A 16,680-nucleotide genomic window follows, 5' to 3' on the forward strand; every position below is an offset into this window, starting at 1 on the left:
TTCTCTTTATTGACCTAACATCCTTGCCCTAAAAATCACGCGATACTCTATTGGCGTATAACATTTGTATAGTGCGCATGCACACGTAACTGGAAAAACGCGCATGCGCATTTAATCAAGCTATTAACTCAGCCTCGCCTCAGCGAAGCCCTTGATTAATAACAACTCTATCAGAATGGTTTGATATTAACGAGCAGCAAAACGGGAAACGTGCACATTGTGAGAGCTTGGTAGCTAAGGCCTGCATCTTGCCCGCATTTATCTAGCCATAACAACAGTGTATGGCTTGCTTGGCCAACTTAGCTAAAGGGTTTGAGCTAAGCCAAAGGTGGGATCGGCAATAACAGCCTGTATTAAGTTTTTTTGCTTTCAAGAGTTGGCGAAAAGCAGCGTGAATAATCGTTATCAGGTGGCGATTGAACAGTTGAACATTGGCGAGAATAAGGCTTGGCAAAGCAAACATCGCCTCCCCTCAACAAAGCGTGACTAAAGGGAGAGTGATATTAGCTTTGCAGCAAGCATTTTAGGTATCGCCTCATAGGCTGACTATTTCCGGCTTCATACTATAAAGAACGAACAATACCTCTTCTTTCTCTCGCTGGCCTACATCGTTTTTATTAAGCGCCTCTAAGGCATCGTCTAACACGGCAAGAAACTCTTCACCGCTAATATTCATGCCTTTATGTGTCGCCACCATATCCTTACCTTGGTAAACGTTGGGGCCTCCGGTACCGGCAATAAAAAACGTAGCTGCGCCATTTTTTAAAGCCGCTACATTGCTGTTTGCATACCTTGGCGAGATTTTGGGGTTTGCCAGATGAATATCTACCAAATCACCGGCTAACTTGGTGATTCCTTCTGTGCCACCTAAACGAACATACAATGAATCAGACATATCTTCCTCCTTTAAAGAAGTACTCTATGAGGATAGTTCACCCCGCTTAAATGCCATACAAATACTCTGGGCGAGAAGCCTAGTTGTGATTTGGTGAAGTATACAAATGAATACAGCTAGCCATTAGCCTGCTGCAAACCGGCCTACAGTGGGGCTTAAGGCTGTGGTAATACAAGATAGAGACTGCGGATTTTTAATTGTCTCACTTATACGACAAGGGTCTTAATCATTAGCTGGGCGGCTTCGCCATAACTTGGGTCAACCGGCTGATTCACTGTTTTGAATCCTTGCTTCTGCCAAAACGGGAATGAGTCTTGTACCGCTACCAACATAATTTGCTGGTAGCCTTTAGCCAGGGCCGTCTTAAGGAGGTGAGTAAACAAACTTTTGCCAATACCTCTACCCGCTGCTGCTTTCGCCACGGCAAGGTCATGTAAAAACAGTACCGAAGCTTGGCTGTTGGTTGTTAAGGGCTTAAATAGTTTAGGCGGGGTTTGCCCATGCCAAGCATGAGCCAGCAAGTAGCCGATAACTTCGCCCTGCTCTTGATATATGAAGCAGCTGTCTGGTGAATTTAACCACTTACTCTTCAACACTTGCAGCGTTTCTGGCTCTATAGACAAATACACTTGCCCTTGTAATTCAACTATCTGCGGCCAGTTAACATCCACAATCTTTTGTATTGGCATTTACATCTATTACCTTCATTTAAAAAAACGAGCATGGCTAAGCTTGCTACGTTACTAATTATTTTCAGTCGTGGCCTCTTCCATGAGCTTCACATATTCACAGCGGCCATCGTCTAAATAATGACCACAAACGTAATACTGATCCTTCCACAGGATCTTCTCAGGATTCCACATGTTCGTATTATTAAAAACGCATGCACACGGTTGTTCGCTCATAATTTCGCCGACTTTTCGACTGGTTTTTTTTGGTTTTTTGGCTTCATCTCGCTGCTTTATAGCTTCCATAAGCCTAGCCTTGGCTCGCTCAGTCTCAGTTTTTGGTGCTTGCGATTGGTTTAGCTCTGTATCCTGCTGTGAGTAAGCAGCAGGGCTAGTGATTAAAGGAAGCAACAGGAGAACAAGACAAATAACATTTTTCATTTTTTACCTCTTAAACTGAAAAACACTTAACTGCATGACGAGCAGCTATAAACATAAACATTAGCTAAAGCACTATGCTTTTGCTTCCAATAACTCTCGCAAAGCAGTAGGCAATATGGCACGTGATTTTTGGGTAATGGCTTGCTCGTGTTTTTGCCATAATACGCCAAGGTAAACAACGGCTAAGCCAATGACACTTAAGGCCACCGGAAATAACCAGCTGTCTTTAAATACGCTAGACGCCAAATAAGCAAGGTAGCCGCAGGCGCCTAGGGCTCCGCATACCACAAAAATTCGCCGCACTAATAATACACCTATGCCTATCATGGTGAGGTTAATGCACAAATAGAAGAACTTTGACAGCTCACTGGTGGAGTGCATCAAAGACAAACTGCCCCAAAACGCCAATACCCCAAACAGGTACAGCCAAAAGGCGTAATCGGCTTGTTTGCGAGTGCGAATGTCCACCCAAAAGGCTAAACCAATCATCAATAGTCCTGAATATAGCGAGACCAGTTTTCGTAATTCCCAGGAATAATCGCCGCCCGAGAGCATGGCGCTGATATCCATACTCATGTACCAGAGCGTGGCAGCGATTGGCATAAACAAGAAGGGATATTTATATTTCCAAGCTATCACCGCCCCCACTGCTAGGGTGGCCAATTCCATATATAGCCAATGCCATTGTATGTAACGATGATAATCTCGATAAACGCTATTATCGGGCCACAGCCCTAAGTAAACTTGCAAACCATATACAGCCAAAGGCGTTAAACACACCACAAAGGTGGCGCAAATACCGGCGGGAATATTGAGCTGCTTAGCTGCAAAAACGCTGCTAAGTTTCAAACCCAGGGCCGCATAAACTAAGGAAATAACCAAGATCCCGCCGCCACCAAAGGCCTCCCAACCCAGCGTCATAAATATACTCATTGCGCCAATGGCGATCAATCCGCCAAAATAATAAAGCACATGGGTAAAGGTGAATCTAGGCGTATCTTTGGTTTGTTCGCTTAAGAACCGATACAGCGCATCGGCCTGTTCAGCTGAAATGATATTTTCGGCCGCAGCGGCGGCTAGGTGCTTTTTGCTTACATCCATGTATTGTCTCTCTACTAGCAGCGCCTTAATGATCAGCCTAAGCGCGTATTATTCACAACGTTTTTGCCAATGATATTCCATTTGCCGAGCAACCCGCTCTGCCAGCGCATAACTTTCAAGTTGCGCTACTAAAAATAAACTCATATCAATGCCCGCGGATATTCCGCCAGAGGTGGTATATTTGCCAGCGTTAAGCCAACGTTTGTCACTGACTACTTTCAACTGCGGAAACTCAGCGCTTAAATCGGCGATATCTTCCCAATGAGTGGTCACTTCTAGGCCATCTAACAGCCCGGCGTTGGCCAACAAAAATGCACCGGTACACACCGATGCCACTTTACTCGCTTGTTGGTCGACTTGAGCAATCCAAGCCAGTACATTGGGTTTGAGCATTTCATCTGTATGCACTCCGCCAACAACAATCAATAGATCGATAGGAGGAAGAGCATCTATCGAATAGTCGGGTAATACGCGAAAGCCCCCTCGAGCCACCACAGGGTCTTGAGTTTCGGCGACTAAAAACACCGTCCAGTCGCTAGCCTGTAACCTTTTTGCTGTGCTAAACACTTCAAAAGGCCCGGAAAAATCTAAGACTTCCGCATCTTGGTAGATATAGATCCCAATATTCACTCTGCCTCCATCTGCTAGGCGTCTTGAAAATTAACCAGCAAATGCTGCCAAATAAGAGAGTAACAACAACGCTAACTTACATGGCAACAAAAGCAGTTTCTGTGATTTGACTTTAGCTATTTCGAATGACTTATTTAGCTTTAAGCCATAGCGCTTTGGCCAACAAACAGGCGTTCTTCAAAGATTTCTGGCTCCAAGGCTTCGCTGAAATAGAAGCCTTGATATACCGTACAACGACGATATTTAAGAAACTCCAGTTGATACTCGGTTTCTACCCCTTCGGCAATCACTTCTAAGTCTAAGTTTTCCGCCATCGAGATAATGGTGGTGATAATGGCACATTCACTGCCACCACTTTGTAACTCACTCACAAAAGACTTATCAATCTTCAAACAGTTAATTGGTAGTTTGTTCAGATAGGCCAAAGAGGAGTAGCCAGTACCAAAATCATCCACCGAGAAACGCACTCCAATATCACGTAGTGCCTGAATTTTTCGCACCGTATCTTGTACGTTATCTACCAAGACGCCTTCGGTGATCTCTAATTCAATTAAACGCGGGTCACAACCAGAAGCCTTGATAATGTCCAAGGTTTCCTGCACAAAGGTATCGCGGTGGAACTGATTAGGGCTGACGTTTATCGACAAAGTTTTAAAGTTTTCAGGTAGTCCGCGGTCTTGCCACGTTTTTAAGGTTTCACAGGCGCTACGCATCACCCATTGCCCTAGCATTAAAATTAAACCGTTTTCTTCCGCAAGAGGAATAAAGCGCCCTGGTGAAATCCAACCCAGTTTGGTGTCGAACCAGCGCAACAACGTTTCTGCCCCCACCATTTCGTAATTGGCGTTATAACGCGGCTGGAAGTACGCCACCATATCTTCGCTTTCTAAGGCGTGACGCATCAGCTTAGTGAGTTGATGACGTTCTTGAATTTCATCGGCCATTTTCTCAGAAAAAACGTGCACACTAGAGCGCTCATGATCTTTACCATGATAGAGCGCGATGTCGGCTTGTCTGAGGATTTCAGTGGCATTGCTGTCTTGGTTGGGGAACAGTGCCACACCGGTGGTAAGGTTAAGCGAAATCTGGTTACCCTTAATCACAAACTCTTTGTGAATCACTCGACCAAGCTGCTCGGCGATTTGACTGGCTAAGTACTGCGCTTCTTCTCGGTCGTTAGACAGATTCGGTACTAACAGTGCAAATTCATCGCCACCTAAACGCGCCACCGTTTCGGCACTACTGCGCCCTTCTCTTAAGCGGTGTGCAATCAAGCGTAATAACAAGTCGCCAGCAGCATGCCCCAACATGTCGTTTACGTTTTTAAAATGGTCGATATCTAAATAAATCAGTGCGCCAATTTTGTTGTTTTTACGGCCACGTTCAATCTCTAAATCTAAATTTTCCAGCAACTTACGCCGGTTTGACAAGCGAGTAATGTCGTCGTGCGATGATTGAAAACGGACTAATTCTTGGGCAGAGCGCACCTCAGAGATATTAGTTTGGGTACTAATCACCCGTGACGGTAAGCCTCGCTCGCTACGTTCTACTACCATGCCGCGCGACAATACCCACAGGTAATGGCCGTCACGATGGCGAACTCGGTGCATGGCTTCATACACTTTGGTTTTCTTTTTCAGGTGTTTACGTAGTTCGTTCAGAGTTTTATCAAGATCTTCGGGGTGAATGCGCGATTCCCATTCCTCGATTTTTTCGCCAATTTCGTGCTCTTGGAAACCCAGCATCGCTTTCCATTGTGGCGAGTAATACACTGTATTGGTAATCAAGTTCCAATCCCAAATACCATCTCCAGAACCACTTAAAGCAAACTGCCAGCGCTGTTCACTGCGTTGCAACTGGGCGAAGCTACTATGAATACCATCGGCCATTTTGCCAATGGCATGTTCTAAGGCGCCAATTTCGCCCTGACTTTTTGCCACTATTTGCGCATTACTTTGGGTTTGGATCTGTCGGGTGCGGCCAACCAAACGGTTAATCGGCTGAACCAATAAGCGGTTTAACATTAATACCAGCAAGGACATGGCAATCGACATATAAATAAAGCTTTTAACTGCTTCATCAAAAATGGCTCGCCGCTTGACCAGCCAACTGTTCTCTAGGTTATAGCTAACAAATATCGCCCCTTGCTCGGGACGGCGTAAGCTGTCTTCCCGCGGCCCCATGTCTAAGGGCAAATACAAATTTACCTGCCATTGCTTAGCTAAAATTTGCTTGATGGGTGAACGCGTCTCCCTCACCTGTTGGAATAAGTCACTGTTGAAGAAGTTAGCGTTATCGGCAGCAAATAAGCTTTTCTCCGCACGTTTGTTAGATAACTGCACCAAGCCTTGCGGATCAATAATTTGTAGTGAATCTAATTGATGATTTAACGCAAACAAAGTGAGTTGACGCTCAGCAATATTCCACTGATGACGAGACAGACTATCTGACAGGGTTTGTTGCAGTTGGTAAGCGGAGTTGAGCAAGCTAACACTGGTATCTTTGGCCAACTGCTGTTTTTGTTCGTTTAAGGTGCCTGCTAATAATAAACCTTGGGCAATTAACAACAATACCAAGGCTAAGATAGGAATAACCACACTTAGAGAAATGCGTTTTAAGCTAAACACCACTAAACTCCGTCAACCATTCACTAGTAAAATTTCTCCTTAAATCAGGAGAGCGATGAATGAGTTCTAATTCAGCCATACGTTGCGCCTTTTGCTGCGCATGACCAATCATCACCTCACCGGAAAGCAAGGCAATACTTTGTTGTTTGTTTAGCATTTGTATTTTCGAATAGGCTTGGCGAACTTCTTTGCTATACAGCTGGTTACGTTTGGCGATCAACTTATAGCCTTCTCTTGAATGTTCTTGCAACCAGCTTTGCGCAGCGAAAAAATTACTCAACAGTTGGCCTAATTGGCGGCTCTTCTCGTGCAATACCTCAGTTCGTACCACCATGACCCGATAATAAGGCTCGCCTTGGCTACCGCTCTGATACAACACATTGGCCGATAAGTTGTCGACCAAACGGCTTTGGATCGGCCCGGAAGTCATTACTGCGCTGATTTCCCCCTTACGGAATAAAGCCAGTTGTTCATCTAACTTGGCTTCAACCAATACAAAATTATCTGCATTCACATCTTCGTTGTTTAACCAATCGTCCATCACCAAAGACGCCACCGATTTACTTTCATAACCAATGCGCTTACCGGTAAGTTGGCTCACTTGCGAGATATCGGCTTGGCTGACTAAGGCATCTCCGCCAACGCTGCGGTCAACCACAGCAACAATGGTTAAGTCGACGCTTTCGGCGAGTAAATTAATGACTTCGGTTAAACTTAAAAATGCGCCATCTACTTGGCCGCTTTTTAAAGCATGCATCACATGGCTAGGCGTGGTTAATTCACTAACGGTATATTGTTCCGCGCCAACGTAGGCTAATTGTTTGGAGAGAAAGATCGGCTCAAAACCCAACCAAGGAGACAAGGCAACCCGAAGTGGCTGTTGCTGAATTTGGCAAGCTAGCAACAAGCTACACACTAATCCAACCAGGCTTATACGCCAGCTTTTATCATATAAAATACTTAACTTCATATCCTTGAACAGCTCACTCTTCCTGAGTAGACGACTGGGTAAAAAACTTATTCTGCTTGGCTTAGCTGGAAAAAGAAAGTAAACACCACAAAAAACAAAGCCAATATTACAAACTTAAAATTTTAGAATTAAAAATCACGTGCCAGATCAAAAAAGTGCCAATAGATTGGCACTTTATTTTTACAAAAAACACTGGTCTTAGCGGGCTCTAAGCGCGGCTATGCGTTTTTCTAAAGGAGGATGGCTAAGGAATAGCTCACTGATTGAACGCTTACCGTTAATCCCAAAGGCCATTAACGAACCTTCCATTTCAGGTTCACGGCTTCCACCTAAACGCTGTAAGGCATTAATCATTTTTTCTTTGCCGACTAACTTAGCAGAGCCTTCATCGGCACGGTACTCACGCTGACGAGAGAACCACATCACAATGATGCTAGCCAAAATACCAAACACCATTTCTAGCACGAACACGGTGGCCATATAAGCAAAGGTACCCATGCCTTGGCCATTTTCGTTGTTATTGCTCATGCTAGAGCTAATCACGTTAGCAATAATACGTGCCAGGAACATTACAAAGGTATTCACCACACCTTGAATCAAGGTCAGAGTAACCATGTCGCCATTGGCAATGTGGCTTATCTCGTGGGCTAATACCGCTTCCACCTCGTCACGCGTCATGTTGTCTAATAGACCGGAGCTTACGGCCACCAGAGCATCATCTCTTTTGGCACCAGTGGCAAAGGCGTTCATATCCGGCGCATGGTAAATCGCCACCTCAGGCATACCAATACCAGCAGCTTTGGCTTGACGCGCTACGGTATCGACTAACCAAGCTTCAGTTTGGTTACGTGGAGTAGTAATCACCTGCGCATTGGTTGAACGTTTGGCCATCCATTTTGAAATCAGCAAGGAGATAATTGACCCACCGAAACCAAAAATGGCACAAAACACCAATAGTCCGCCCACGCTTCGAGTAGAAATACCCAAAACAGAGAACACAATATTCATGACTATACCTAGCACTAAAACTACCGCTAAGTTAGTCGCTAAAAACAACAATATACGCTTCATCGTCTTCCTCAATAGGGGTGAAGTTGTTCAACACCTATAATATATTGGGTATAGCTCACATTTTTCAATGCTTTAACATCGTATTTTTTATCTTTACATTTGATTAATAAATTTATTGATATTAAAACAATCTTTTAGTGAGAAGTTGTTGAGATCAGTAAGGTAAGGAACTTCGCCAATACAGGGGGCTGCAATAGCCTGCTTTAGGTAATTAACGTTTTGTGCCGACACTTCGGTTTCTTCTGCTAGGTTGTTCGCCACCCAGCCAATCAGTTTAGTTCCACTAGCGGCAATCGCCTCTGCGGTTAATAGAGCGTGGTTGAGGCAACCTAGTTTCACTCCTACCACTAGAATCACCGGCAAAGCTTGCTCCGCCACCCATTGCGATAGCGTTTGTTGCTCAGTTAATGGAACGTGCCAACCACCGGCTCCTTCTACTAAAACGCAATCTGACTGCGCTCTTAACTCGGCTAAACCTTGGCTGATTAACTCAAGATCAATGCTTTGTCTGGCGTAATGCGCTGCAATATGCGGAGCGATGGGCGGTTCAAATACCACCGGATTCACTTGCTGATAATTTAAATCTACACTGCTCGCCTGCATTAGCGCCAAGGCATCATCATTAACTAGGCCGTGCTGCTGATAACTCGCGCCGGCCGCTATTGGCTTGTAGCCATTCACCACCGAGTAATGCGCTTGTAAGGCGGCAATCAAGCCGCAGCTGACCAAGGTTTTACCCACTTCGGTATCCGTACCGGTCACAAAAACCGCTTTAGTCATTAATTAATACTCCGTAGCCAAGCTGATAAGTCGCACTCACCGATTCTGGTTGACTCGCTAAGCTAAAATCTTGCTGATAAATCTCGATCATTTTGTTGAGCTGCGCTGGAGTGCTAGCTCGACGTTTCGCCCCCACCACATAGTTTGCCCCAATACCTTTTAGATCTTTAAGTAAGGCTAAAGGATGCTGATAAGCCATTATCACCGTTTCCGCGCTCAAGCCTTGAGGATTAAAACCCGCATTACTAATGGCATCAGCCACCTGCGCTTGAGTTAAAAAGCGATTAACGTGGGGCCGTTGATCAACTGCCTGCCAAGCCTGTTGTAACTCATAAAGCGAGCCGTCTAATAAGGTAGAAAAGAGCGCCACTCCACCGGGCTTAAGGACCCGTTTAATCTCACTCAGTGCGCCAGATAGGCTATTACACCACTGTAATGCGAGGCTGGAAAACACCAAATCAACGCTGTTATTGGCCAGAGCCAGTTGCTCGGCGTCACTAACTAAGGCGGTAATCGAGGCATGTTCACTCTTTGCTTGGCTGGCCATGGCATGGGATAAGTCTATCGCCAATAAGGATTGCGCTTTGCTCAACAAGGGCCGCGCAAAATAACCGGTACCACAACCTAGGTCTAATGCTGTTTGATAACAGCGCGGAGGTGCCAAGCTCAACAAATGCTGGCCAACTTGCTGCTGCAATTGCGCCGACTGATTATAAGTGAGCGCGGCTTTGGAGAAGGCCTGCGCCACTATACGCTTATCAATGTTCATGTTGCTCACCCACAATGCTGGCCAGTGCGGCTAATAAGGCGTGAATATCCTCTCGCTGATGGTGACTACTTAAAGTAATACGTAAACGCGCGGTATTAGGGGGAACCGTAGGTGGGCGAATTGCCGTTACCCAAAACCCCTGCTGCTTTAATTGCTGACTAGCGACCAGTGCTCGCTCACTGCTTCCTATCAGTATTGGCTGAATAGCGGTAGTTGATTGGCTAAGCGGGAGCTTCAGCTCAGCTGCTAAACACTTAAATAACTGAATATTGGCTTGTAGTTGCTGCTGATGGCTATGATCAGCACGCACCAGTTTTATCGCGGCGCTGATGGCCATCGCTTGCGCTGCCGGCATCGCGGTGGAGTACACATAGCTCTTATCGAAGTTAATCAAATAATCATGTAGCTCTTGATCACACAGAAGGCTGGCGCCTGCTACTCCTAATGCCTTACCAAAAGTGAGCATCTGTATTTGCACCTCATCAGCATTTACCTGTTGCTGATTCAAGCTGCCACGGCCCTGCTCTCCCAAGCATCCTACACCATGGGCGTCATCTACCATTAACCAGCTATTATGTTGTTGGCACAGCTGCGCCATGGCCTTTATTGGTGCTTGATCACCGTCCATGCTGAATACACCTTCGGTGATCACTAAACAGTTTTGCTGGTCTCGCTCAGCAAGCCGTCGAGTTAATTGTTCAAGCTGATTATGGGCAAAGCGTTTTGACGGACAAGCGCTTAACATGCCCGCTTCAATTAACGAGGCGTGATTCAATTTGTCTTGTAATAACAAATCGTTTTTACCGAGCAGCGTTTTGATGAGCCCTTGGTTGGCCGAAAAGCCGCTATTAAACAGCAAGGCAGCAGGTCTGCCCTGCCACTCGCACAGCAACTGTTCTAAGTCATGGTGAGGGCTTTGAAAGCCGGTGACCAAAGGCGAGCCACCACAACCAACACCGTAGCGCTTGGCTCCTTCGCGCCAAGCTTCAACTATTTTAGGATGCCGAGCTAAGCCTAGGTAGTCGTTGCTAGAAAAATTAAGGTATTGCCTGCCTTCACTAACCAACACTCGACCTTGCGCGGAATCTTGAGTACAACGTTGACGAAATAACTGCTGTTGGCGACGCTGCTCCAGCTGGCTTTGGATAAATTCAAAAGCCATTAAGATGCGTCGTAAAACTGCGAGTTGCTAAGTTTTTGCTGTTGTTTAACCAAGCTTTTATATAAATCTTGTTCTTGTTCTTCGGTTCCGTTTTTTAAACTTGCCGGCTCTGGACGGATCCCCAATTTTTTGAACAATTGCATATCATGATTTTCATCGGGGTTGGCAGTGGTGAGCAACTTACAGCCGTAGAAAATGGAGTTAGCCCCAGCCATGAAACACAAGGCTTGCACTTGCTGGTTCATCTCTTCTCGACCCGCGGAAAGACGCACATGCGAGCGTGGCATCATGATCCGCGCCACCGCAATACAGCGAATGAAATCGAAATGGTCCATGTCTTCGACGTTTTCCAACAAGGTACCCTTCACCTTTACCAACATATTAATCGGTACACTTTCTGGGTGACGCGGTAAGTTAGCCAATTGCACCAATAAACCACTGCGGTCGGTGGCTGTTTCCCCCATGCCCATGATTCCGCCAGAACAGACTTTCATACCGGCAGAACGCACATGTTCCAAGGTATCTAAGCGTTGATCGTAACTACGGGTGGTGATGATCTCTTGGTAAAACTCGCGTGAGGTATCGAGATTGTGGTTGTAATAATCGAGTCCCGCTTCGGCAAGCTGCTCGGCTTGCTGTTTTTCTAACATGCCTAGGGTCATGCAGGTTTCCATGCCCATTTGTTTAACCCCTTCCACCATTTGAATGAGATAAGGCATGTCACGCTGTTTCGGGTTTTTCCAAGCCGCTCCCATACAAAAACGGGTTGAGCCATTTTCCTTGGCCTTTTTAGCTTCTTTTAGCACATGTTCCACTTCTAAAAGCCGCTCGGTTTTTAAATCGGTTTTATGATGGGCGCTCTGCGGACAGTACTTACAGTCTTCTGGGCAAGCACCGGTTTTAATCGACAACAAGGTAGACACCTGCACTTGATTGGGATCGAAGTTAGCGCGGTGTACGCACTGAGCTTGAAACAACAAATCGTTAAAAGGCAAAGCAAACAAGTCATTTACTTCCGATACGGTCCAATCGTGGCGGAGTGTCTGGGTCATTATCAGGACTTCCTTTAGAAATAATAATCCGCTAGTCTAGCCGCAGTTAAGCCGCTGTCAACTTTAAAAAAACAACAACTTTACTAACGGTTAATTTATGAGCATTGATTTACAATTCGACCAGCAACACCTTTGGCATCCTTATACTTCATCTTTGAAGCCACTGCCCTGTTATCCGGTGGCCTCCGCTGAAGGTTGTGAGTTGATCTTAGAAGATGGACGCCGTTTGGTTGATGGTATGGCGTCATGGTGGGCTTGTATTCATGGTTATCAAGTTGCGCAATTGGATCAAGCCGTTCAGCAACAGCTCAGTAAAATGTCGCATGTGATGTTTGGTGGCTTAACCCACCAACCAGCCATCGACTTATGTAAAAAGTTAGTCGCCATGACTCCGGAAAATCTACAGCAAGTGTTTATCAGTGACTCGGGCTCGGTGGCAGTGGAAGTGGCCTTAAAAATGGCGCTGCAATATTGGCAAGCCAAAGGAGAGCCCCGCGCCAAGTTTGCCACGGTGCGTAATGGTTACCATGGCGATACTTTTGCCGCCATGTCGGTTTCCGATCCCCAAGGTGGCATGCACCAACTTTATCAGGGTTTTTTAGCCGAGCACTTTTTTTGTGACGCACCCCAGACGCGTTTCGATGAGCCTTGGAACGAAGCCGATATAACACCAATGGAGACGCTGTTAGCTAAGCATCACCGTTCTATAGCCGCAGTAATTATTGAGCCAATTGTGCAAGGCGCTGGCGGCATGCGAATCTACCACCCTGAGTATTTAAAAGCGCTGCGCGCCTTGTGTGATGAATACGATTTATTGCTGATTGCCGACGAAATCGCTACCGGCTTTGGCCGCACCGGTAAACTATTTGCCTGCGAACATGCGCAAATTCAACCCGACATTTTGTGCTTGGGCAAGGGCCTTACCGGCGGCTATATGAGCCTAGCCGCCACCTTGACCAGCAAACACATCGCCCACACCATTTGCAGTGGTGATGCGGGAGTGTTTATGCACGGCCCTACCTTTATGGGCAACCCCTTAGCCTGCGCCGTAGCCAATGCCAGCATCGAATTGTTGCTCAGTAGCCCATGGCAACAGCGAGTAGACCATATTCAAGCGCAGCTGAGCCAAGGTTTGGCCGCCTGTTTAAGTTTGGATTCCGTAGCCGACGTGCGGGTTCTGGGTGCGATCGGGGTGGTTGAGGCCAAGCACCCGGTAGACTTAGCCCAAATTCAGGCGAAATTTGTAGAATTAGGGGTGTGGATCAGACCCTTTGGCAAATTGATTTACCTGATGCCCCCTTACACCATTAGCGATGCTCAACTGGAGCGACTTAGCTCGGCGATTTATCAAGTAATGGCAGAAGCTTGAGTTAAGGTAAGTAGTAAAATAGCAGAATAGCGATAACGATGGCCGCCAACAAACCAGTGTTCATTTTGAAATAATCGGTTCTGCGCCGCGAGCGGCTCCAGTTAATTAGCATGCCACCCAAGGTAATACCGCAGCAGGTCCATAACAATAACAAAAATACCTGTCTTAAATCTTCAACCCAGTGGTCACGATAAACTTCTGTTCCGCTGGATTGAAAAGCACTATAAGCAATTTCTGGCCGTGCATAATGATAAACCACTAAGGCACTAATAAAGATGACCCACGCTAGCAAGGAAACCAATACAATCAGTCTTTGCAGGGTATCGGGTCCCTTTCTTCGTTCTTTACGATTTGTTTTACCCATCAACCCTCCTATATCTGTGTGTTTTCGAGGTTTCCTTACAATAAGTTATAGATTTACCGCGTTTTAGCAATTTTTACTTGAGTCTTTAGCCTCAAGAAGTAACATTGGTTGCCTTATAATATTAGCACTATCAGATTGGAGCAGTTGTTTGCTATGACGCATTCTTCAGTGACAGACGTTTTGAGTGGAAAATTCAACGTTGGTCAACAAGTTACTATCAAGGGATGGATCCGTACTCGACGTGATTCTAAAGCAGGCCTTTCATTCTTGGCGATTCACGATGGTTCGTGCTTCGACGCGGTTCAAGCCGTCGCCCCCAACAGCCTACCCAATTATGAGAATGACGTATTAAAGCTCACTACAGGCTGCTCAGTTAAAGTAACTGGTGAAGTGGTTGAATCTCCTGGACAAGGGCAATCATTTGAGATCCAAGCTGCAGAGGTAGAGGTACTTGGTTGGGTAGAAAACCCTGATAGTTACCCAATGGCGGCAAAACGCCACAGCATTGAGTACTTACGTGAACATGCTCACCTACGCCCTCGTACTAACGTGATTGGCGCAGTAACACGAGTACGTAACTGTTTATCTCAGGCTATCCACCGTTTCTATCACCAACAAGGTTATGTTTGGGTTAGCACGCCAATTATTACCGGCAGCGATACCGAAGGTGCCGGCGAAATGTTCCGTGTGTCTACGCTAGACATGAACAACTTGCCATTGGGTGATAAAGGAGAGGTGGACTACCAACAAGACTTTTTCGGTAAAGAAACCTTTTTGACCGTATCTGGCCAATTAAACGCCGAAACCTATGCTTGCGCGCTTTCTAAAGTGTATACCTTTGGCCCGACTTTCCGTGCTGAAAATTCAAATACCAGCCGCCATCTTGCCGAGTTTTGGATGGTAGAACCAGAAGTGGCTTTCGCCGATTTAGAAGACGTAGCCAAACTAGCTGAAGACATGTTGAAGTATGTATTTAACGCGGTACTAGAGGAGCGCATGGATGACATGAACTTCTTCGCTCAACGCATCAACAAAGAAGCAATTAGCCGTTTAGAAAACTTCGTTAACGCTGACTTCGCTCAAGTTGATTACACCGATGCGATTCAAATTCTAAAAGACTCAGGCCGTAAATTTGAATACGACGTGGAATGGGGCATCGATATGTCTTCAGAGCACGAACGTTACCTAGCCGAAGAGCACTTTAAAGCGCCAGTAGTAGTGAAAAACTACCCGAAAGACATTAAAGCGTTCTACATGCGTCAAAATGACGATGGTAAAACCGTTGCCGCAATGGACGTATTAGCACCCGGCATCGGCGAAATTATTGGTGGTAGCCAACGTGAAGAGCGTTTAGACGTGCTAGATGCTCGTCTAGAAGAGCTGAACCTAAACAAAGACGATTACGGCTGGTACCGTGATTTACGTCGTTACGGCACCGTGCCTCACTCAGGTTTCGGCTTAGGTTTTGAACGTTTAGTGTCTTACGTTACAGGAATGAGTAACATTCGCGACGTAATACCCTTCCCTCGATCACCAAAAAATGCTGAATACTAAACCGTAGTTAGCACGAACAACTACTGATAAAAGCCTCATTTTTTGGGGCTTTTTTATTTCTCGATCGTCTTCACACTCACACCTATAAGCCGCGTTAGCACTGCAATCATCGCTATACAGCTAAAGGTACTTCATCCATACTTAAGCTCATAACTTGGTGAAAAGCACCAAAGCAATAAAAAGGATTTTCATGAGAAAGTTAAAAGTCATTACTACCGAAGATGTGTTACTGACACTGTGTAATTCGGTCACTAACGTATTAAGCAAAGCCACCACCAGCGAAATTAAGTATTCCGCCATGGTACAGAAGATCAACAAAACTTGCTTAAAACCTGACATTGGTTGTTTCGTGTTGTTTGACGGAGGCTTCTCCGGATTAGTGGTGATTAACTTTACCGCTGATGCAGCGATGGAAATTTACCGTAATTACATGTTGCACATGGGCATTCCTGAATCAGAGCTAGCCCAAGCGCACACTGCTGACGAAGTGGGTAACGTAATGGGTGAATTGATGAACCAAATGGTGGGTTATTTTACCGGCGTGATTGGCAAAGAGTTACAAACGTCCTTAACTCAAAACCAACCCAAAATGTTGGCTTTAAATAAACAGGTATTAATTTCCATCGACACCAATTTGGATCGCCCGCAAGCGCGCCGCGTGACCTTTACCACGGAAAAGAACAACATCTTCTATCTAGAACTCGCCATGGATAAAACCGAGTTTATTAAACTTCATGAGTTTGAAACCGAAGATGATGTTGATCCCGATGATCTTATCGAACAAGCCGCATCACAGAAGAAAGCCGATCAGGAAACAAAAGATCTTGCGCAAACCATTGATCAAGATTTGTTAGATGAGTTAGGCATTTAAGCCAATAAACTAGCCAGATGCTCAAGCGTGACTTGAGCGTCTCGGTAATCGAGCTGCAAGGCATGCAGTTGGCCATGTTGAGACAATACCAATGATGGAAAACCTTGAATAGGCAGACTACGGGCAAACGCAATTTGCTCCATTAGCTGTTGATTTAAGGCCTCACTTTGCATATCTGCGATAAACTGCTGTTTGTCTAAGTTCAACTGCTCGGCCAAAGCCACTAATACCTCAAACTCTGACGGGTTTTTCGCCTGTAAATAATAAGCCTGTTGAATAGCACTTATCATCGCCTTGCCGGCCGCTTGTTTCTCGGCAGCCAATACCGCGCGATTGGCCGGATAGGTAGAACGTTT

The 16,680-nt window shown here is 45.7% G+C and carries 17 protein-coding genes; 3 read left to right on the top strand and 14 right to left on the bottom strand.

Going from position 1 to position 16,680, the window contains the following annotated elements:
- Positions 1-535: 535 nt before the first annotated feature.
- From ACQY6Q_RS12465 to bioB, 12 genes are all read right to left on the bottom strand, one after another.
- Complete coding sequence (locus ACQY6Q_RS12465) at positions 536-895, bottom strand: group I truncated hemoglobin (RefSeq protein ID WP_055731756.1); 360 nt, start codon at positions 893-895, stop codon at positions 536-538.
- Positions 896-1,101: 206 nt separating this feature from the next.
- A complete protein-coding gene (locus tag ACQY6Q_RS12470) occupies positions 1,102-1,584 on the bottom strand; it encodes a GNAT family N-acetyltransferase (protein WP_427981855.1) in 483 nt (160 codons plus the stop codon).
- Between the two features lie 54 nt (positions 1,585-1,638).
- Positions 1,639-2,004: a hypothetical protein gene (locus ACQY6Q_RS12475; protein WP_427981857.1), complete on the bottom strand. Its 366-nt coding sequence runs from the start codon at positions 2,002-2,004 to the stop codon at positions 1,639-1,641.
- A gap of 72 nt (positions 2,005-2,076) precedes the next feature.
- Positions 2,077-3,105: a DUF2157 domain-containing protein gene (locus ACQY6Q_RS12480; protein ID WP_427981858.1), complete on the bottom strand. Its 1,029-nt coding sequence runs from the start codon at positions 3,103-3,105 to the stop codon at positions 2,077-2,079.
- A gap of 48 nt (positions 3,106-3,153) precedes the next feature.
- A complete protein-coding gene (locus tag ACQY6Q_RS12485; RefSeq protein WP_427981860.1) occupies positions 3,154-3,735 on the bottom strand; it encodes a DJ-1/PfpI family protein in 582 nt (193 codons plus the stop codon).
- A 140-nt stretch (positions 3,736-3,875) separates the two neighbouring features.
- A complete protein-coding gene (locus ACQY6Q_RS12490) occupies positions 3,876-6,362 on the bottom strand; it encodes a putative bifunctional diguanylate cyclase/phosphodiesterase (protein ID WP_427981861.1) in 2,487 nt (828 codons plus the stop codon).
- Positions 6,355-7,332, bottom strand: a complete 978-nt coding sequence (locus tag ACQY6Q_RS12495; RefSeq protein WP_427981863.1) for an ABC transporter substrate-binding protein — start codon at positions 7,330-7,332, stop codon at positions 6,355-6,357. The genes ACQY6Q_RS12490 and ACQY6Q_RS12495 overlap by 8 nt, the downstream gene beginning before the upstream one ends.
- A 198-nt stretch (positions 7,333-7,530) precedes the next feature.
- On the bottom strand, positions 7,531-8,403 hold the full coding sequence (gene htpX, locus ACQY6Q_RS12500) for a protease HtpX (protein ID WP_427981864.1): 873 nt from the start codon (positions 8,401-8,403) through the stop codon (positions 7,531-7,533).
- Between the two features lie 93 nt (positions 8,404-8,496).
- On the bottom strand, positions 8,497-9,183 hold the full coding sequence (gene bioD, locus ACQY6Q_RS12505; protein WP_427981865.1) for a dethiobiotin synthase: 687 nt from the start codon (positions 9,181-9,183) through the stop codon (positions 8,497-8,499).
- Positions 9,176-9,952 (bottom strand): malonyl-ACP O-methyltransferase BioC, encoded by a 777-nt coding sequence (gene bioC / locus ACQY6Q_RS12510; RefSeq protein WP_427981867.1) that lies wholly within the window; start codon positions 9,950-9,952, stop codon positions 9,176-9,178. Before bioC ends, bioD begins: the two co-directional genes overlap by 8 nt.
- Complete coding sequence (gene bioF, locus ACQY6Q_RS12515; RefSeq protein WP_427981868.1) at positions 9,942-11,114, bottom strand: 8-amino-7-oxononanoate synthase; 1,173 nt, start codon at positions 11,112-11,114, stop codon at positions 9,942-9,944. Before bioF ends, bioC begins: the two co-directional genes overlap by 11 nt.
- Positions 11,114-12,166, bottom strand: coding sequence for a biotin synthase BioB (bioB, locus tag ACQY6Q_RS12520; RefSeq protein ID WP_427981869.1), 1,053 nt, complete (start codon positions 12,164-12,166; stop codon positions 11,114-11,116). Before bioB ends, bioF begins: the two co-directional genes overlap by 1 nt.
- Before the next feature lie 97 nt (positions 12,167-12,263).
- On the opposite strand from bioB, the gene bioA reads away from it, so the two are divergent.
- Complete coding sequence (bioA, locus tag ACQY6Q_RS12525; protein ID WP_427981871.1) at positions 12,264-13,535, top strand: adenosylmethionine--8-amino-7-oxononanoate transaminase; 1,272 nt, start codon at positions 12,264-12,266, stop codon at positions 13,533-13,535.
- 1 nt (position 13,536) lies between these two features.
- On the opposite strand, the gene ACQY6Q_RS12530 is transcribed toward bioA, so the two are convergent.
- Positions 13,537-13,899 carry a hypothetical protein gene (locus ACQY6Q_RS12530; RefSeq protein WP_427981873.1) on the bottom strand — a complete coding sequence of 121 codons (363 nt, stop codon included), beginning with the start codon at positions 13,897-13,899 and terminating at the stop codon, positions 13,537-13,539.
- A gap of 153 nt (positions 13,900-14,052) precedes the next feature.
- Here ACQY6Q_RS12530 and asnS point away from each other — a divergent pair, with 153 nt between their 5' ends.
- Both asnS and ACQY6Q_RS12540 read left to right on the top strand, forming a co-directional pair.
- Positions 14,053-15,453, top strand: a complete 1,401-nt coding sequence (asnS, locus tag ACQY6Q_RS12535) for an asparagine--tRNA ligase (RefSeq protein WP_427981875.1) — start codon at positions 14,053-14,055, stop codon at positions 15,451-15,453.
- 190 nt (positions 15,454-15,643) lie between these two features.
- Complete coding sequence (locus ACQY6Q_RS12540; protein ID WP_427981877.1) at positions 15,644-16,324, top strand: DUF3334 family protein; 681 nt, start codon at positions 15,644-15,646, stop codon at positions 16,322-16,324.
- On the opposite strand, the gene ACQY6Q_RS12545 is transcribed toward ACQY6Q_RS12540, so the two are convergent.
- Positions 16,321-16,680: DsbA family protein (locus ACQY6Q_RS12545; protein WP_427981879.1), on the bottom strand; the 360-nt coding region annotated here is incomplete at its 5' end. The genes ACQY6Q_RS12540 and ACQY6Q_RS12545 overlap by 4 nt on opposite strands.

The organism is Agarivorans sp. (genome assembly GCF_050295395.1).
In the GTDB taxonomy this organism is placed as follows: Bacteria; Pseudomonadota; Gammaproteobacteria; order Enterobacterales; family Celerinatantimonadaceae; genus Agarivorans.